Genomic DNA, 17,500 nt, shown 5'->3' with positions numbered 1-17,500 from the left:
CAGGTCTGTATGACAACAAGTGGGTGCTTCACTCAACGTTGTGTCCATGGTGTCTGATGAGGCATAAGCGACATCTGTCAGTGGACGATAAGCACCGTAAACGGCTCTGCGTCATTCCGGAGTTTATGAGGCACTAAGGCGAACATAAGAGATGGAATGAGCATCTACTCGTTTATTATGCCACAGAGAACCGGGAAATAACATCCCTTAACACTTGTTATGAGATAATTCTGTAATCCTCTTTGCTTCCTGAGTGAATATTTCTCCTGCGCACGATTCTACACATATATATAATGAATAATAAAATTCATTCAATTAATAACATATATATTAATTGCCGTTAAAACTAAAAACAGCATCAATAATCAACGCGATATAACATCACCGCCTTACATATCACCTGCGCCAGAGGTAGGATTGAAAACGCTCTCCTGATTTTCCAATTCATTTTCTGGATAAATAAATAATTTATTTTTATCACTATTATTTATGCAATCATCCTGTCAGGGAGAGGGATCTCAATTATCAATGCTTAATTACGTCAACATTTTGACGACATGAAACCGGAGCATTTTGCATGGAATTTTCGTTTTCACCCAAACTTCTTGTTGTAGCTGTCGCCGCCGCTCTTCCACTCATGGCCAACGCAGCAGATACCCCGTCAACCGCCACCGCACGCAAAGGCTTTGCCGGATACGATCACCCAAACCAGTATCTGGTTAAACCGGCGACCACTATTGCCGACAACATGATGCCGGTGATGCAGCATCCTGCACAAGACAAAGAAACCCAGCAGAAGCTGGCAGAACTTGAGAAAAAAACCGGTAAGAAACCGAACGTGGTTGTTTTCTTGCTGGATGATGTGGGCTGGATGGATGTTGGCTTTAACGGTGGCGGCGTGGCGGTGGGTAACCCTACACCAGATATCGACGCCGTTGCCAGCCAGGGGCTGATTTTAACTTCGGCGTATTCTCAACCGAGTTCTTCCCCAACCCGCGCCACGATTCTTACCGGACAATACTCCATCCACCACGGCATTCTGATGCCGCCAATGTACGGGCAACCGGGCGGTCTGCAAGGGTTAACCACTTTGCCGCAGTTGCTGCACGATCAGGGCTACGTCACTCAGGCCATCGGGAAATGGCATATGGGGGAAAACAAAGAGTCGCAGCCGCAGAACGTTGGCTTTGATGATTTCCGCGGCTTTAACTCGGTATCCGATATGTATACCGAATGGCGTGATGTTCACGTCAACCCGGAAGTCGCCCTGAGCCCGGATCGTTCTGAATACATCCAAAAACTGCCATTCAGCAAAGATGACGTTCATGCCGTGCGCGGCGGTGAACAGGAAGCCATTGCCGACATTACGCCGAAATATATGGAAGACCTGGATCAACGCTGGATGGAATATGGCGTTAAGTTCCTCGACAAGATGGCGAAGAGCGATAAGCCTTTCTTCCTCTACTACGGCACTCGCGGCTGTCACTTCGATAACTACCCAAATGCGAAATATGCGGGTAGCTCTCCGGCGCGCACCTCTTACGGCGACTGCATGGTGGAGATGAACGATATCTTCGCCAATCTGTATAAAGCACTGGAGAAAAACGGTCAGCTTGATAACACGCTGATTGTGTTCACCTCTGATAACGGTCCGGAAGCCGAAGTTCCGCCGCACGGTCGCACGCCGTTCCGCGGTGCGAAAGGTTCTACATGGGAAGGCGGCGTTCGTGTGCCAACCTTCGTTTACTGGAAAGGCATGATCCAACCGCGTAAATCTGACGGCATTGTCGATCTGGCGGATCTCTTCCCTACGGCGCTGGATCTGGCGGGGCATCCTGGGGCGAAAGTAGCGAATTTAGTACCGAAAACCACCTTTATCGATGGTGTGGACCAGACATCTTTCTTCCTGGGAACAAATGGTCAGTCTAACCGTAAGGCCGAGCACTACTTCCTCAACGGTAAACTTTCTGCTGTGCGTATGGATGAGTTCAAGTATCACGTTCTGATCCAGCAACCGTACGCGTATACCCAGAGCGGGTATCAGGGTGGATTCACCGGCACAGTAATGCAAACGGCGGGATCGTCGGTGTTTAACCTGTACACCGATCCGCAGGAAAGCGACTCCATCGGCGTGCGCCATATCCCAATGGGTGTACCGCTACAGACCGAAATGCACGCGTATATGGAGATCCTGAAAAAATATCCACCACGCGCGCAGATTAAATCTGATTAAGCCGGCGCTATCGCTACATCGGGCCACACTGACCTTGCCGGATGCGGCGTGAACGCCTTATCCGGCAATCAACCGCAGGCGGCCACAAAATGGCCGCTTTTTTACTTATTCACCACCATCAAATGCGCCTGCATAATGTCGCTGGCCGGACGACCGTGCGCCAGCAAATCAGCCATTGCTTTAAGATATGGCGGTAGATGGCGGAAATAACGCTGATACCCGGCACACAAATAATTCAGCCCGGGTTTGCCGCTGGCATCGAGCATAAAGCGGTGTTTCGGACAGCCTCCCCAGCACGCGTTTAACACGTTGCAACTGCGACACTGCGCCGGTAACTGCTTAAATTTATCTTCACCAAACACCTGCTGTTGCGGGGAATCTACCATTTCTGCAATTGTCTGCTGAAGCATATTCCCCAGTCGATATTGCGGATAAACATAGTGATCGCAGGCGTAAACGTCGCCGTTGTGTTCAACAATCACCGAGCGCCCACAGGTTGGCTGATGATGGCAAACCGCTCCTGGCGCACCGACAAAATTGGCAAACGCCCATTCGATATTCATCACGAAAATCTTGCCGACGTCGCGTTTGATCCAGTGGTCGAATATCGCCACCAAAAATTCACCGAACTCATCGGGGCGTACCGACCATTCCGTCAGTTCGCCCTGAATATCGCCGGGGGCATGTAGCTTAAGTCCAGCATGAACAGCCGTTTCATCAGCCAGGCGTTCGACCACAGGAATAAACTGGATAAACTCAACGCCTGCATCACACAGAAAATCATAGACTTGCAAAGGTTGTAACGCACTGGTGCGATTTACGCAGACCAGCACGTTATAGTCGACATGATGTTTTTGCAGGAGCGTCAGGGCACGCATCACCAGCTTATGCGTTGGTCTGCCGCCTTTGGTCACGCGATATTGATTGTGGATCTCAGCCGGACCATCCAGCGATAACCCAACAAGAAAATGATTTTCTGCCAGAAATGCACACCATTCGTCATCAAGCAGCACGCCATTAGTCTGGAAGCTGTTACTTATCTTCCTGTCAGCACCATATTTCGCCTGTAGCGCCACGGCACGGCGGTAAAAATCCAGCCCGAGTAACGTTGGTTCGCCGCCCTGCCAGGTAAAAGCCACTTCGTTTTGGGTTTCGCTGGCAGCGATATAGTGACGGACATACGCTTCCAGCGTGTCATCGTCCATATGCGTGACTGGCTTTTCGCGGTAAAGGGATTGTTTTTCGAGATAAAAACAGTAGTCACAGTTCAGATTACAATCGGAACCGCTCGGTTTCGCCATCACATGAAAAGCACGCGTTGGAACCTGTTGCAGCATGGTCGCTCCTTGCCTGAAGTCATCCTTCAATAAGTTAAGGGCGAAATCATACCGTGGCGCAATGCGTTATTACGGGCGTTTATTGCGAAGGGAAAGTGACGAAATGCACAGAAAACAAAAAACCCCGCCGAAGCGGGGTTCAAAATTGGTCGGCGAGAGAGGATTCGAACCTCCGACCCACTGGTCCCAAACCAGTTGCGCTACCAAGCTGCGCTACTCGCCGAAATACTGCTTTTTGAATTTTTAGTTCAATTCTTTAAAGTCGTGGTGCGAGGGGGGGGACTTGAACCCCCACGTCCGTAAGGACACTAACACCTGAAGCTAGCGCGTCTACCAATTCCGCCACCTTCGCATTGTCACAACTTCTAATAATGGGGTGGCTAATGGGATTCGAACCCACGACAACTGGAATCACAATCCAGGGCTCTACCAACTGAGCTATAGCCACCACTACAAATCTTGTTACGCGGTATTACTACCACCGCAGCTCAAGCGCCGGGACTAAATGGCGCGCCCGACAGGATTCGAACCTGAGACCTCTGCCTCCGGAGGGCAGCGCTCTATCCAGCTGAGCTACGGGCGCTTAGCGCCGTTGCGGGGGTGGATAATACGGACTTCCCACCCCTCTGTCTAGTCCCTTTTTAAATAAATTGCGCGTTTGGTTACGGTTTGTGCGTTTTGCTGCTTATTCCTCCAGTTTATGCGCTTTACCGTGGCGATTAAGCCCAAAAATTTTATAAATCGCCGTCACCGCCAGCATAAAGATGATGCCGACAAACAGCGACATACGCGTATCTTCATTAAAGTACATGCCGATCAAAACGCAAATCAGGAATGCCATTGTTACGTAGTTGGCCCACGGGAACAGGATTGAGCGGAACGGATGGCTGGCAATCGCCGCTTTATGCGCACGACGAAAACGCAGCTGGCTTATCAATATCACAAACCATGGCACCATCCCCGGAAGCACGCTGGCACTGTAGACGTAGACAAACACACGCTGCGGATTGGGAATGATGTAGTTCAGGCATGAGCCAATTAACAGGATAGCAATAGATACTGCCACACCCGCAACCGGTACGCCGTGACGGGAAACTTTCGCCATTGCCGCCGGTAACTGACGGTTTTTCGCCAGTGCGTAGAGCATACGTCCGCAACTGTACATGCCGCTGTTACAGCCAGAGAGCGCAGCCGTCAGCACCACAAAGTTGATAATACCCGCCGCTGCGGTAATGCCGATTTTGGCGAAAGTCAGTACGAACGGGCTGCCGTTGCTGCCTATTTCATTCCACGGGAAGATGGTGACGATAACGAAAATCGCGCCTACGTAGAAAATCAGGATTCGCCACAGCACCTTGCCTACGGCACTGCGCAGCGTCACCTGCGGATTCTTCGCTTCACCGGCAGTAATGCCAATCAGCTCCACGCCCTGGTAGGACGCCACCACAATACACAGCGCGGTCAGGAACCCTTTCCAGCCCCCCGCAAAGAAACCGCCATGCTCTGTGAGATTGCTAAAACCAATCGACTGCCCGCCATTGCCAAAGCCAAAGAAAATCACGCCCAGGCCAATGACAATCATCACGATAATCGTGGTGACTTTGATCATCGCAAACCAGAACTCGATTTCGCCGTACAACCGCACCGCCGCCAGATTCGCCAATGCTACCAGCGCCACCGCGATCAATGCCGGTATCCATTGCGCCATCTCCGGGAACCAGAACTGGACATAAACGCCAATGGCGGTGATTTCTGAGATCCCCACCGCCATCCACATAAACCAGTAAGACCAGGCGGTGAGATAGCCAAAAAACGGGCTCATATAACGATGCGCATAAACGGCGAACGAACCGGTAACAGGTTCGAGGAACAACATTTCGCCCATTGAACGCATGATGAAAAAGACGAATAGCCCGGCGATGATATAGGCCAACAATACGGATGGCCCGGCCCATTTCAGGGTACTGGCGGCCCCCATAAACAGGCCGACGCCAATGGTGCCCCCCAGGGCGATGAGTTCGATATGTCGAGCCTCCAGCCCACGCTGTAGCTCTGGTTTGTTATCTGCCATAAATCCTCGTGTTGTGTTTGCATGCTTTCCGGTGTTACCGGTTATCGTTATGGGTACATCGAGTGTTGCGAATGTTTTCGTAATTCAGGAGAAATGGCAAATAAAGCATTAAAAATTTGAATGCTTTGTGTAATAAAAAAGCAGGAAAGCGACGAAGTGACCACTCCGTCGCTTTACAAAGAGAGGAAAATCAGAGGTTGCCGGTGTAGTGCCAGCGTAAATAACGCAGCAAACGAAGCTGACGCTTAATGCGGCTCGGCTGCGAAAGCAGGCGGTAGAGCCACTCCAGCCCCAGCGTTTGCCAGATTTTCGGTGCGCGTTTTACGTGACCGGTGAAAACATCGTAAGTCCCGCCAACGCCCATATACAGCGCATCCGGATGCACCAGACGGCAGTCGCGCATGAAGATCTCCTGCTTTGGCGATCCCATCGCAACGGTGACGATTTGCGCTCCGCTGGCATGAATGCGTTCAAACAGCGCCTGACGCTGCTCGGGTTTAAAATAACCATCCTGACTGCCAACGATATTCACATTCCACTGGTTGCGCAGTTTAGCTTCAGTTTGCGCCAGCACTTCAGGTTTACCGCCCACAAGAAATACCGGCGTCCCTTCTTTGCCTGCGCGCGCCATCAGCTCTTCCCAGAGATCGGCCCCGGCAACGCGGGAAACCTGCGCCTGCGGGTACTTTTTACGTACTGAACGTACAACGCTGATGCCATCCGCATATTTAAATTCGGCAGCGTTAATTAACTCCCTGACCTCAGCATTATCTTCAATGGTCAGCATTTTTTCAGCATTAATGGCAACCAGCGTTCCCTGCTTAAGCTGCCCGTCAGCGAACAGATAATCGAGGGCGTGCTGCATATCACGCCAACCGATCAACTGTAAGCCACGCAGCGTATAGGTCGGTGCCGTGGTGTTGTTATTCATTGTTATCCTTCAACCTGCGTCCGGAGCGATGATTTTGTTCGTTTATGAATGAGTCCGGCGCTTTCAAAAAGCCAGTACAACAGTTTTGCGATCATCAGACATGCGCCGAAGACCACGATAAAAAAGACCACGCGTGAGACAAACGAATCCAGCCCTTCACGCGCCAGCACGATCATATTGAAGATCGCCCCGAAGCAGAAACTGTGCAATATCGCAGCCTTATAGCGATTAGTCTCGCGGTTGCCCAGCTCATACAGCCAGTCGAACCATTTGATGATCAGTCCAACAACAATCGCCCCGAGCGGGATGAACAACGCGCCGCCCATCACCACCAGTGAGCCTATAAGCGTAGGCGAGATCGCCAGTCCGGAGTGGTTATTCAGCACTTCCCAGGTAAAGTAGTTGGCGGAGTTCAGTACCATACTCGGGCGACCCGGCCACAGCCAGGAAGGGATAAAGACATAGAAATCGCGGACAATGGGAGCCAGGCCCTGGAAGTCGATGTTGTCGTAGTTCTGCAGCAGCAATGCCAGATTCTCCCACGGCGAAAAGGTATCGCGGGTGAGATAGAGAAACGTATAGAACGCTTCATCACCGCTCACATTCATTCCATAGCGTTTTAGCGCCAGCCAGAACATGCCCACAATCCCCAGCACGCCCGCCGCCGCCAGCATCCACAACGAAATCCAGCCGCGAATAATGCCAATAAACAGGAAGATAGCGAATGCGATGATGATATTGGCGCGAGTGCCGCCGACAATCATATAAGTCAGCAAGCCAAAAGCGACCGTGCTGACGAGGAAAAACAGCCACGCTTTGCTGTCCTGGCGCAGAAAGTAGACCACCAGCATCGCCGGGATGAAAAAGTAAAAGAAGCGTTTTAATGCCACGCCGGAGACTTCGCTGGAAAAGATCTGACTGTAAGAATTAAGCCGGAACAGCAAAAAGCCGTTGTGCATGAAGAAGATGCCGACGCTCACCAGCGCGATGCCCATCAGGATCACCCACGTGAGATTGGTCTCCACGCGGTTCATGGTAAACAGCGGACGGCGCGGTGCATCAGCAACGCGTTTGCGTAGACGGGTTTTGTAGGTGACATAGTAAACCGCGTAGAAGCAGCCTGCAGAAAGCAACGCCTGCAACAAGATTTCTGGCGGCGCGACACCAACATCAAAGCGAAATACCAGCACGCTGGTCAGCGGAAAGCCGAAGAAAAAGGTGAGCAAAAACAGCAATGAAAAGAAGACATTGAAGTTAAAGCGCACACGGCGAAACTCAAACCAGGTCAGCGTGGCAATAAACAGCGTGCAGAGCAGCCAGACAACAAAAAGGCCACTGAATTGCAGCAGACTCATGCGACCTCCCCGGTGGCAATCGCCAACGCCCGCTGCCAGCCTTGTAGATAGTTAGGGCTAAAGAAGGCAATGGTGTTTTTATCCACCGACGCCAGCTGGCGCTGCGCTTCACGCACAATATCCTCGTTGAGATCGTCGGTAGTAAACAGCACCGGCAAATGTTGTTCCGTCATATCCTGCCAGAACGGATTTTCCCGGTTAAGCACACAAGGAATGCCCGCCTGAATCAGTAAGCACAGCGTACCAATGCCCTGCTGGCGGGCAAAAATAAAGTAACCAAGATCGCACTGACGAAGTAGCGTCAGATAGGCGTCAAATTCCAGTTTTTCGCTCAGAACTTGCAGATTTTCTTCGCTGAATAACTCCAGCCCCGCCTGACGAACTTCCTCGATGTACGCTTCGTTATTAGGCGGATATCCCATCGGCACCACCACTTTTACCGTATCGCCAAATTGCTGATGAACGGCGCGCAAGGCAGCAATATGCTCATTGCTGCGGTCGCCGGAGTTGCCCACCAGAATGGTCATTTTTCCTTCACGTTGCCGATCGTTCGCCATCGTATTGAGAGAAGGATCCATCCGCGTCGGGAAGTACAGCAGTTCGCCCCGCACCTTTGGGTGCGTTTTGGCAAAAAAGCTCAAATCACCGCGGGTGGCAAATACACAGCCGACTCGCTTTTGCGCCAGGCGACGTAGTGGGTAAAAAAGCTTATATCTCAAGCCACTGGAAAGCTCGTACAGGTCTGCCCCCCAGATATGCCAGTAAAACTGGCTGGGCTTAATACCACCACTCAGCAGAGCCAGCCACAGTGTGGGATTGAACTGACCGTGGAAAAAAAAACGCTGCTGACGGTTAGCTTTTGCTTTCGCGATGACCGCTTCCGCCAGCGATTTTTTCCCAGGGAAAAATTGCACAGAAAGCGTCGGACAGCTATCACTTAAACCGTCGTCCTTGCCAACAACCATAAACTCGCGCGCGTGCTCGCTCGTCGCGGCCAGCGCGTCATTGAAAAACCGCAAAACGGTTCGGTTATGGTGAGGGATATCCGATCCCAGTACGTGAATCAGTACAGTCATGCCCGCCTACGCCAGAGTAAAAACACGCCACAACAAAGAGAAAAATAGACGATATAGGTTGCCATATAGGCCTGCGCCGCGCCCAGTGCACCATGCGCAGGGATTAGCCAGTGGGAAAATACCATCAATAAAGTGAACTGGCTGACTTCCGCCAGAATATAAAACCGCAGTGACGCTTTGGCGATCACCAGATAACCAAAGACATAAGCGCCCACTTTTAACACATCACCTACCAACTGCCAGGCAAAGAGATCGCGCATAGCGGTAAATTTATTCGACAACAGCAGCCAGATAGCAAAATCACGCAGCAACCAGACGGAAAAACTCGCCGCCGCCACTGCCGGTAAGACGAATTTCAGCGATTTAACCACTTCCCGGGTGATATCGCGCTTTTCCGTTAGCCGCGACAACGTGGGCAGCAAATATACGCTGAACGATGCCGTAATAAATTGCAGGTAGGCATCGGAAATACTGCTCACCCCTTGCCAGATCCCCACTTCATCCCAGCTATACTGCGCCGCCAGCAGTTTACGCATCATGATGTAAGCAACAGGCAAGGTTACCGACGTAATCAACGCCATGAGCGTAAATTTGCTCAACTGCCCTGCCAGGCCGTTATCCCAGCTGGGTTTCAGATAGCTTAACGGGATTGCACCACGCTTAATTAGCATGATGACGGCAGGAATCACCACCAGCGCGGGAATCAACGCCAGCCCCAGCAACGCCCCTTCATAACCGCCCAAACGGTAACTGACGTAGTACGCAAGAACGCCAATCAGGCTGCCGACAATCAGGGATAACGCATTACCTGCGGCATCGCGAAAGCCTTTCATCAACGCCAGTAACAGGTTGCCCCAGGCGATCCCCATTTGCACCAACGCCACTAAACGCACCAGCCCCTGATAGTCGGTATTACCGAACAATCCCTGGCTGATTGGCGCAGCTGCCAGCACAAAAACCAGCGCCATTAGCATAGAGAAGCCAAGTACCATCGCTGATGAAGTGCCGACCACGCGGCGCAATTGTTGGGGATTATCATGGTACTGGGCAACGTATTTGGTTACGCCGTTAAAGATGCCTGCCCCGGCAAGCACGCCGAGCACGGTAATCAACTGGCGGAAATTTGCCGCCAGCCCAAGCCCCGCCGGACCAAATGACACTGCCAGCAACTTACCGACCAGTAACCCGGCACCAATCTTGACCAGTGTACTGGCCGCCGTCCACAAGGACGCTTTTGCCAACGACATATCAGGAGAAGTAGTTCAACAAGGTCGCAATTACCGTACGCTGATTGACGGGCGACAGGTTGTAGAACAACGGCAGGCGCAGCAGGCGCTCGCTCTCTTTGGTGGTGTAGCGATCTTCACCGTGGAACTCACCAAAGCGCTCCCCCGCAGGGCAACCGTGCAGCGGAATGTAATGGAACACCGCCATGATTTCCGCTTCTTTCAGAAAGTTAATCAACGCGCTCCGGTCATCAATATCCCGCAGTTTAATGTAGAACATATGCGCGTTCTGCACGCAGCCATCGGGAATCGACGGCAGCTCGATACGCCCGGCTTTCGCCAGAGGCGCTAACGCATCGTAGTAGTTTTGCCACAGCGCCAGACGTTGCTGGTTGATACGATCCGCTGCCTCCAGTTGCGCCCACAGGTACGCAGCTTGCAGATCGGACATCAAATAGCTGGAGCCGATATCGCGCCAGGTATATTTATCGACCTGACCACGGAAGAACTGGCTGCGGTTAGTGCCTTTTTCACGGATGATCTCGGCTCGTTCGATCAACGCTTTATCATTAATCAGCGTCGCGCCGCCTTCACCGCCCGCCGTGTAGTTTTTGGTTTCATGGAAACTAAAGCAGCCAATATGACCAATGGTTCCCAGCGCACGCCCTTTGTAAGTGGACATCACGCCCTGAGCGGCATCTTCTACCACAAACAGATTATGCTTTTTCGCCAACGCCATAATGGTGTCCATTTCGCAGGCCACACCCGCGTAATGGACCGGCACGATAACGCGCGTTTTGTCGGTGATCGCCGCTTCAATCAGCGTTTCGTCGATGTTCATGGTGTCCGGGCGAACATCCACAAAGACGATTTTCGCGCCACGCAGCACAAAGGCATTGGCGGTAGAGACAAAGGTGTAGCTCGGCATGATCACTTCATCGCCAGGCTGGATATCGAGCAGCAGCGCCGCCATCTCCAGCGAAGCGGTGCAGGACGGCGTCAGTAACACTTTGGCGCTGCCAAAACGTTGCTCCAGCCACTGCTGGCAGCGACGGGTAAAACCACCATCGCCGCACAGTTTGCCGCTACCCATTGCCGACTGCATATAGTCGAGTTCGGTTCCCACCACCGGCGGTGCGTTAAATGGAATCATGTGATCACCTGTATAACCAGTACGCGGTGCTTTCTACATTCGCACCACTTTGTATGTATCGTTTAAGCGCGGCGGTGTTGCCCATCTGGGTCGCCACCCGCAAAGTTGTTTTACCGCGAGCATACGCCCAGTTTAGCGCCGTTTGCATTAGCTCAGCACCTGCACCGCGTCCAGCCAGCAGGCCAATTCGCGCATCTGTCGCATTGAGTTCCCGTAAAGAGACATAACCGCGAATATCGCCGGACGCCGCACGTAAAATCAGACATTGATGATCAAAGGTGCCGCGCACGGCATTTTCAATCCACTGTGCATAAAAGCGACCGCTGGCGTCAGGCGCATACCACGGCGCACGAAAACGGCTTTGCGCAAATGCGGCGCTGGCTAACTGACGTAATGCGGGAATATCTGTCTCTTGTGCCACTACTGCACCACTATCACTGACATTGTTCACGGGTAGCGCCAAATCAACTTCACCTTCTACCAGGGAGAATCCCAGCTGTTGCAGGGCATCCAGTTCACCCGTATTTGATGCCGCAATTTTGGCCTGCACCCGTGACCACGGCGCTAACGCGTCTGGCGTCAGGAGCGGTGCTTCAGACGTAATGCGCACGATGGCGCTGTTAACACCAAAGAAGGCGTTTTCCCAGGTTAGTGGCTCAATACTGGCGCGGACGGGCACGAAGTAACTCCAGCAGATATTGGCCGTAGCCAGTTTTCGCTAATGAACTGGCAGCACGCTTCACACCCTCGTCATCGAGCCAGCCGTTACGCCAGGCAATCTCTTCCAGGCAGGCAATCTTAAAGCCCTGGCGTTTTTCTACCGTCTGTACAAAGGTACTGGCTTCAATCAGGCTGTCGTGAGTGCCAGTGTCCAGCCAGGCAAATCCGCGCCCGAGCAGTTCAACGGTCAGGTTGCCCGCCTCGAGGTACATCTGGTTGATGGAGGTAATCTCCAGTTCACCCCGCTCCGACGGCTTCACCTGCTTTGCGTACTCCACGACTTTACTGTCGTAGAAATAAAGTCCGGTCACCGCCCAGTTTGACTTCGGCTGTTTTGGCTTTTCTTCCAGCGAGATAGCGCGGAAATTGTCGTCAAACTCCACGACGCCAAAGCGTTCCGGGTCCATTACCTGATAGCCAAATACCGTCGCCCCTTCCGTGCGCGCCGCAACATGACGCAGCTTCGGACTGAAGCCCTGTCCGAAGAAGATGTTATCGCCCAGCACCAGACAAGAAGGTTCACCGTTGAGGAAGGTTTCACCGATGATAAAGGCCTGCGCCAGACCGTCCGGGCTGGGCTGTTCGGCGTATTCCAGCTGGATACCGAACTCACTACCATCGCCCAGCAGGCGCTGGAAATAACCTTTATCTTCCGGCGTAGTAATGATGAGAATTTCGCGGATACCGGCCAGCATCAGCACCGACAGCGGATAGTAAATCATTGGCTTATCGTAAATCGGCAACAGTTGCTTCGATACGCCGCGCGTAATCGGATGCAATCGGGTGCCGGAACCGCCCGCCAGGATAATACCTTTCATGTCTGCCTCCGCTGAAAATTAGCCTTTCAGACCTAAACGCTCGCCCTGATAGCTGCCGTCCTGCACCTGCTTCCACCAGATTTCATTAGCCAGATACCACTGCACCGTTTTACGCATTCCACTTTCAAAGGTTTCCTGCGGCAGCCAGCCAAGTTCATGGGCAATTTTCGAAGCATCAATGGCATAACGCAGATCATGCCCCGGACGGTCAGCGACAAAGGTGATCAGGTCACGATAGTGCGCCACGCCGTGCGGCTTGTTCGGAGCCAGTTCTTCCAGCAGCTCGCAAATGGTTTCCACAACATCGAGATTCTTACGCTCGTTGTGACCACCAATATTATAGGTTTCACCGACTTTCCCGGTGGTCGCCACGCAATACAGCGCGCGGGCGTGATCTTCCACATACAGCCAGTCACGGATTTGCTGCCCGTTGCCATATACCGGCAGCGGTTTACCCGCCAGCGCGTTGAGGATCATCAGCGGGATCAGTTTTTCCGGAAAGTGGTAAGGACCGTAGTTATTCGAGCAGTTGGTGATAAGCGTCGGCAGACCATAGGTCCGCAGCCAGGCGCGCACCAGATGGTCGCTGCTGGCTTTTGACGCGGAATAAGGGCTACTCGGCGCATACGGCGTGGTTTCGGTGAAGAAATCATCCGTCGAGTGCAGGTCACCATATACTTCGTCGGTGGAGATATGATGAAAACGGAACGCTGATTTTTTATCTTCCGTTAGCGCATTCCAGTAAGCCCGCGCCGCTTCAAGCAATGTATAAGTCCCGACAATGTTGGTTTCAATAAACGCTGCCGGGCCGTCAATAGAACGGTCAACATGGCTTTCGGCTGCCAGATGCATGACACTGTCTGGCTGATACTCAGTGAATACGCGCGCCAGTTCTGCCCGATCGCAGATATCAACTTTCTCAAAGGCAAAGCGCTCGCTTTGCGCGACCGGTGCCAGCGACATCAGGTTTCCGGCGTAGGTCAGCTTATCGACCACCACCACCGCGTCGCTCGTTTCGTTGATGATATAACGCACCAGCGCCGAGCCAATAAACCCGGCACCACCTGTTATCAGAATCTTTCTCATCAGCGCCAGACTCCTTTGGCATCGACGACATACTGCTGATGGACATTGTCGCCATTGATAACTTTGAACTGACTATGATCGACCAGCATCACCAGCACGTCTGCCGTTGCCAGCGCCTCGTCAAGCTGCGCCAGTGTACAAAGCCCGGTCAGTTTTTTCGGCAACTGGTGGATGTTAGGCTCAACAACCAGCGTTTCGCCGCTGTGCCACTGGGCGATCAGTTCAGCGATTTCCATCGCCGGGCTTTCGCGCAGGTCATCAATATTCGGTTTAAACGCCAGACCAAAGCAGGCGATTTTCAGTTCACTGGCGCGTTTATCGGTAGCAGCAAGGCAGTCGGCAACCGCCGCTTTCACCTGATCGATAACCCAGAACGGTTTGTGATCGTTCACTTCGCGCGCGGTACGGATAAGCCGCGCCTGCTGCGGGTTCTGTGCCACGATAAACCACGGATCAACTGCAATGCAGTGACCGCCCACGCCAGGACCAGGCTGAAGAATATTAACGCGAGGGTGACGATTCGCCAGGCGAATCAGTTCCCAGACGTTAATTCCCTGATCGGCACAAATCAGCGACAGTTCGTTAGCAAAAGCGATATTCACATCGCGGAAGCTGTTTTCGGTGAGCTTACACATTTCCGCCGTCCGCGAGTTAGTGACGACACACTCACCTTCGAGGAAAATTTTGTACAGTTCGCTGGCGCGGGCCGAACAAACCGGCGTCATACCACCAATCACGCGATCGTTTTTAATCAGCTCGACCATAACCTGGCCCGGTAACACGCGTTCCGGACAGTAAGCAATGTTGACGTCCGCCAACTCGCCCACCTGCTGTGGGAAAGTGAGATCTGGACGCATCTCTGCTAACCATTCTGCCATCTTCTCGGTTGACCCCACCGGCGAGGTGGATTCAAGGATCACCAGCGCGCCTTTTTTCAGCACTGACGCAATGGAGCGAGCAGCCGATTCAACGTAGGTCATATCTGGCTCATGATCGCCTTTAAACGGCGTGGGTACAGCAATCAGCCAGGCATCCGCTTCAACTGGCGTCGTGCTCGCTCGTAAAAAACCGCCTTCTACGGCAGTTTTTACTACGCTCGCCAAATCAGGTTCGACGATATGGATTTCGCCACGATTGATGGTATCAACCGCATGTTGGTTGATATCGACACCAATCACCTGTTTTTGCCGAGAGGCAAACGCAGCTGCTGTAGGCAGCCCGATGTAACCCAGTCCGATAACAGAAATGGTCGCAAAACTCATAGTGATATCCGATTATTTTTTAACGCTTCCAGAATGCGAGAGCATGCCTGACCATCACCATACGGGTTATGGGCGCGGCTCATAGCTTGATATTCGTTTTCGTCTTTTAAAAGACGCGTCACTTCCTCGACAATTCGCTGCTTATCCGTGCCGACCAGACGCACCGTACCCGCCGTCACCGCTTCCGGACGCTCAGTGGTATCGCGCATTACCAGCACCGGTTTCCCCAGCGAAGGCGCTTCTTCCTGAATGCCGCCTGAGTCGGTCAAAATCAGCCAGGCGTGGTTCATCAGCCAGACAAACGGTAAATACTCCTGGGGATCGATCAGAATGACATTTTTCACATGCCCCAGAATGCGATTGACCGGCTCTCTGACGTTCGGGTTGAGATGCACCGGATAGACAATCTGGATGTCCTGGTGCGTGGTGGCGATGTCTGCCAGCGCCTGGCAGATTTCTTCAAAGCCACGACCGAAGCTCTCACGCCTGTGACCGGTCACCAGAATCATCTTTTTATCGGGGTCGATAAACGGGTAATTTGCCGCCAGTTCTGAACGCAGCGTATCGCTGCTCATCACCTGATCACGCACCCATAACAGTGCATCAATGACTGTATTACCGGTAATGAAGATTCGGCTATCCGCAACGTTTTCACGCAGCAAGTTTTGCCGGGAAGTTTCGGTTGGAGAGAAGTGATACATCGCCAGATGCCCGGTCAATGTACGGTTAGCCTCTTCCGGCCACGGCGAATAGAGATCGCCCGTGCGCAGACCAGCCTCAACGTGACCAACAGGAATACGCTGATAAAACGCCGCCAGGCTGGTTGCCAGCGTTGTAGTAGTATCGCCGTGAACCAGCACGACGTCTGGTTTGAACTCGGCAAGAATAGGTTTTAGCCCTTCCAGAATCCGACAGGTTATCTCTGTCAGGCCCTGTCCTGGCTGCATTATGTTGAGATCGTAGTCAGGTACAATGGAAAAGAGTTTCAGCACCTGATCGAGCATCTCCCGATGCTGCGCAGTGACGCAAACTTTAGCCTCAAAAAAAGGATCTTTTGCCAACGCATGCACCAACGGAGCCATCTTGATGGCTTCCGGGCGCGTACCAAATACAGTCAGTACTTTCACATCGATTCTCTTCGAATAAGCGGCGAGCGCCTTTGCGCTCACCGCAGCAGTGTTGCTATTTCGAGCAACGGCGGGTTAATGCGACACCAGCCCCGATCAGCCCCCCGACAATGCCCCACATAATCATCAGGAAGGCACGACGTGGGCTATCGCGTTTTACCGGTTCTTCCGGCGTACGCAAATAGCGATAGGTCTGAAAACGCGGATCCAGGGTTGGACCAACATTCAGGGTGTTTAACATGGCCCGATTCTGATCATAGTCGAGATCAAAGGCCGGACCGACGGCCTGTAAATTTTCCAGTCGAGCCTGGAGCATTGGACGCCCAAGCAGGAACATTTCTGAATCAGGTAACTCCTCGGCAGGCACATCTGTCGCACTGCGCGAAATATTATGCTGCTCAGCAATTTTCAGCGCCTGTTCAATACTGTTCATCCGGCGGTCGTAGATGGCTTTCGCCACCTCTTCCTGACGCTTCACCTGAGCTTTCATCTGGATGGTGCGCGCCGCCCATGCACCTTTCAGCTCATCATTCAGATGGCTGGCTGCACGCTGGCTGGCAAAAGCAACATACTGACGTAACAGGTTATTAGCGTCAGGCGCGGTTTCGGCAATCAGCTTCACGCTGTCATTGACCGCGCGGGTGAAGTCACCGGGAATAAACACGATGTTGTTGATCATTTCATCCAGCAACGCCGCATCGGCTTTGCTGTTCCCGACCATCCGCTGTTTGTAATAGTCTGTCTGCAACCAGAAATCGCGGCGGGTATCCCACGAGGCCAGTTGCATAACAAACTCTTTATAGGCCTCGTCCATGACCGATGGTTGGTCGGCAGAAGCCATGTTTGAACGGACATCCAGGTTACGCAAAAATTGCTGCTGTGAGTAATATCCGCCCAGCATATTCACCGTTGGACGATCGGTAATCGCCGTTGCGCTCCACTCCTGTCGAGCAAAAAAAGTATACGCCAGCGCGATTAACGCAAACGCCAGCCCCATGCCAATAATCCACAGCTTCCCAGCCCACAAGGTACGAAACAACCCACGAATATCCAGTTCATTTTCAGCGTCTTCGGCCGGTTTCCCAGGCATTGGTTGTGTCATCAC

Annotated in this window: 14 protein-coding genes and 4 tRNA genes; 1 reads left to right on the top strand and 17 read right to left on the bottom strand. The window is 52.6% G+C overall.

Going from position 1 to position 17,500, the window contains the following annotated elements:
* The first annotated feature begins 577 nt into the window (after positions 1-577).
* On the top strand, positions 578-2,233 hold the full coding sequence (gene aslA, locus ACJHYW_RS16460) for an arylsulfatase AslA (protein ID WP_000395844.1): 1,656 nt from the start codon (positions 578-580) through the stop codon (positions 2,231-2,233).
* A 101-nt stretch (positions 2,234-2,334) separates the two neighbouring features.
* On the opposite strand, the gene ACJHYW_RS16455 is transcribed toward aslA, so the two are convergent.
* From ACJHYW_RS16455 to wzzE, 17 genes are all read right to left on the bottom strand, one after another.
* Positions 2,335-3,570, bottom strand: a complete 1,236-nt coding sequence (locus ACJHYW_RS16455; protein ID WP_061093012.1) for an anaerobic sulfatase maturase — start codon at positions 3,568-3,570, stop codon at positions 2,335-2,337.
* 146 nt (positions 3,571-3,716) lie between these two features.
* A tRNA-Pro gene (locus tag ACJHYW_RS16450) sits at positions 3,717-3,793 on the bottom strand.
* A 42-nt stretch (positions 3,794-3,835) separates the two neighbouring features.
* Positions 3,836-3,922 (bottom strand) — tRNA-Leu (locus ACJHYW_RS16445).
* Between the two features lie 20 nt (positions 3,923-3,942).
* Positions 3,943-4,018, bottom strand: a tRNA-His gene (locus tag ACJHYW_RS16440).
* A 58-nt stretch (positions 4,019-4,076) separates the two neighbouring features.
* Positions 4,077-4,153, bottom strand: a tRNA-Arg gene (locus ACJHYW_RS16435).
* 102 nt (positions 4,154-4,255) lie between these two features.
* Positions 4,256-5,641: a bifunctional threonine/serine APC transporter ThrP gene (gene thrP / locus ACJHYW_RS16430; RefSeq protein WP_000774729.1), complete on the bottom strand. Its 1,386-nt coding sequence runs from the start codon at positions 5,639-5,641 to the stop codon at positions 4,256-4,258.
* Between the two features lie 190 nt (positions 5,642-5,831).
* The gene (gene wecG / locus ACJHYW_RS16425; protein WP_001064038.1) at positions 5,832-6,572 is read right to left on the bottom strand and encodes a lipopolysaccharide N-acetylmannosaminouronosyltransferase; all 741 of its coding nucleotides are present in this window, start codon (positions 6,570-6,572) and stop codon (positions 5,832-5,834) included.
* 2 nt (positions 6,573-6,574) lie between these two features.
* The gene (gene wzyE / locus ACJHYW_RS16420) at positions 6,575-7,927 is read right to left on the bottom strand and encodes an ECA oligosaccharide polymerase (protein WP_000055119.1); all 1,353 of its coding nucleotides are present in this window, start codon (positions 7,925-7,927) and stop codon (positions 6,575-6,577) included.
* Positions 7,924-9,003 (bottom strand): TDP-N-acetylfucosamine:lipid II N-acetylfucosaminyltransferase, encoded by a 1,080-nt coding sequence (gene rffT / locus ACJHYW_RS16415; protein ID WP_000217271.1) that lies wholly within the window; start codon positions 9,001-9,003, stop codon positions 7,924-7,926. The genes wzyE and rffT overlap by 4 nt, the downstream gene beginning before the upstream one ends.
* Positions 9,000-10,250, bottom strand: coding sequence for a lipid III flippase WzxE (wzxE, locus tag ACJHYW_RS16410; RefSeq protein WP_000050240.1), 1,251 nt, complete (start codon positions 10,248-10,250; stop codon positions 9,000-9,002). Before wzxE ends, rffT begins: the two co-directional genes overlap by 4 nt.
* A 1-nt stretch (position 10,251) precedes the next feature.
* Complete coding sequence (gene rffA, locus ACJHYW_RS16405) at positions 10,252-11,382, bottom strand: dTDP-4-amino-4,6-dideoxygalactose transaminase (RefSeq protein WP_000612044.1); 1,131 nt, start codon at positions 11,380-11,382, stop codon at positions 10,252-10,254.
* A 4-nt stretch (positions 11,383-11,386) separates the two neighbouring features.
* Positions 11,387-12,061, bottom strand: coding sequence for a dTDP-4-amino-4,6-dideoxy-D-galactose acyltransferase (gene rffC, locus ACJHYW_RS16400; RefSeq protein ID WP_001145189.1), 675 nt, complete (start codon positions 12,059-12,061; stop codon positions 11,387-11,389).
* Entirely contained in the window at positions 12,039-12,920 is an 882-nt protein-coding gene (gene rfbA / locus ACJHYW_RS16395) for a glucose-1-phosphate thymidylyltransferase RfbA (RefSeq protein WP_000676056.1), read from the bottom strand. The genes rffC and rfbA overlap by 23 nt, the downstream gene beginning before the upstream one ends.
* An 18-nt stretch (positions 12,921-12,938) precedes the next feature.
* On the bottom strand, positions 12,939-14,006 hold the full coding sequence (gene rffG / locus ACJHYW_RS16390) for a dTDP-glucose 4,6-dehydratase (RefSeq protein ID WP_001226627.1): 1,068 nt from the start codon (positions 14,004-14,006) through the stop codon (positions 12,939-12,941).
* The gene (gene wecC / locus ACJHYW_RS16385) at positions 14,006-15,268 is read right to left on the bottom strand and encodes a UDP-N-acetyl-D-mannosamine dehydrogenase (protein WP_000006629.1); all 1,263 of its coding nucleotides are present in this window, start codon (positions 15,266-15,268) and stop codon (positions 14,006-14,008) included. Before wecC ends, rffG begins: the two co-directional genes overlap by 1 nt.
* Complete coding sequence (gene wecB / locus ACJHYW_RS16380) at positions 15,265-16,395, bottom strand: non-hydrolyzing UDP-N-acetylglucosamine 2-epimerase (protein WP_000866674.1); 1,131 nt, start codon at positions 16,393-16,395, stop codon at positions 15,265-15,267. The genes wecC and wecB overlap by 4 nt, the downstream gene beginning before the upstream one ends.
* A 55-nt stretch (positions 16,396-16,450) precedes the next feature.
* The gene (gene wzzE, locus ACJHYW_RS16375; protein ID WP_001361913.1) at positions 16,451-17,497 is read right to left on the bottom strand and encodes an ECA polysaccharide chain length modulation protein; all 1,047 of its coding nucleotides are present in this window, start codon (positions 17,495-17,497) and stop codon (positions 16,451-16,453) included.
* Positions 17,498-17,500: the final 3 nt, after the last annotated feature.

Source organism: Escherichia sp. WS3063, from assembly GCF_046486595.1.
GTDB classification, from domain to species: domain Bacteria; phylum Pseudomonadota; class Gammaproteobacteria; order Enterobacterales; family Enterobacteriaceae; genus Escherichia; species Escherichia coli.
Note: the sequence above shows the minus strand (reverse complement) of the source record. Positions and strands in the feature narration are given on the sequence as shown.

Bases quoted from the DNA above. Each gene is read 5' to 3' on its own strand.
- rffG (WP_001226627.1), bottom strand. From the start codon at position 14,006: ATGAGAAAGATTCTGATAACAGGTGGTGCCGGGTTTATTGGCTCGGCG.
- wzxE (WP_000050240.1), bottom strand. From the start codon at position 10,250: ATGTCGTTGGCAAAAGCGTCCTTGTGGACGGCGGCCAGTACACTGGTC.
- aslA (WP_000395844.1), top strand. From the start codon at position 578: ATGGAATTTTCGTTTTCACCCAAACTTCTTGTTGTAGCTGTCGCCGCC.
- rffA (WP_000612044.1), bottom strand. From the start codon at position 11,382: ATGATTCCATTTAACGCACCGCCGGTGGTGGGAACCGAACTCGACTAT.
- rfbA (WP_000676056.1), bottom strand. From the start codon at position 12,920: ATGAAAGGTATTATCCTGGCGGGCGGTTCCGGCACCCGATTGCATCCG.
- wecC (WP_000006629.1), bottom strand. From the start codon at position 15,268: ATGAGTTTTGCGACCATTTCTGTTATCGGACTGGGTTACATCGGGCTG.
- rffT (WP_000217271.1), bottom strand. From the start codon at position 9,003: ATGACTGTACTGATTCACGTACTGGGATCGGATATCCCTCACCATAAC.
- wzzE (WP_001361913.1), bottom strand. From the start codon at position 17,497: ATGACACAACCAATGCCTGGGAAACCGGCCGAAGACGCTGAAAATGAA.
- ACJHYW_RS16455 (WP_061093012.1), bottom strand. From the start codon at position 3,570: ATGCTGCAACAGGTTCCAACGCGTGCTTTTCATGTGATGGCGAAACCG.
- thrP (WP_000774729.1), bottom strand. From the start codon at position 5,641: ATGGCAGATAACAAACCAGAGCTACAGCGTGGGCTGGAGGCTCGACAT.
- wecG (WP_001064038.1), bottom strand. From the start codon at position 6,572: ATGAATAACAACACCACGGCACCGACCTATACGCTGCGTGGCTTACAG.
- wzyE (WP_000055119.1), bottom strand. From the start codon at position 7,927: ATGAGTCTGCTGCAATTCAGTGGCCTTTTTGTTGTCTGGCTGCTCTGC.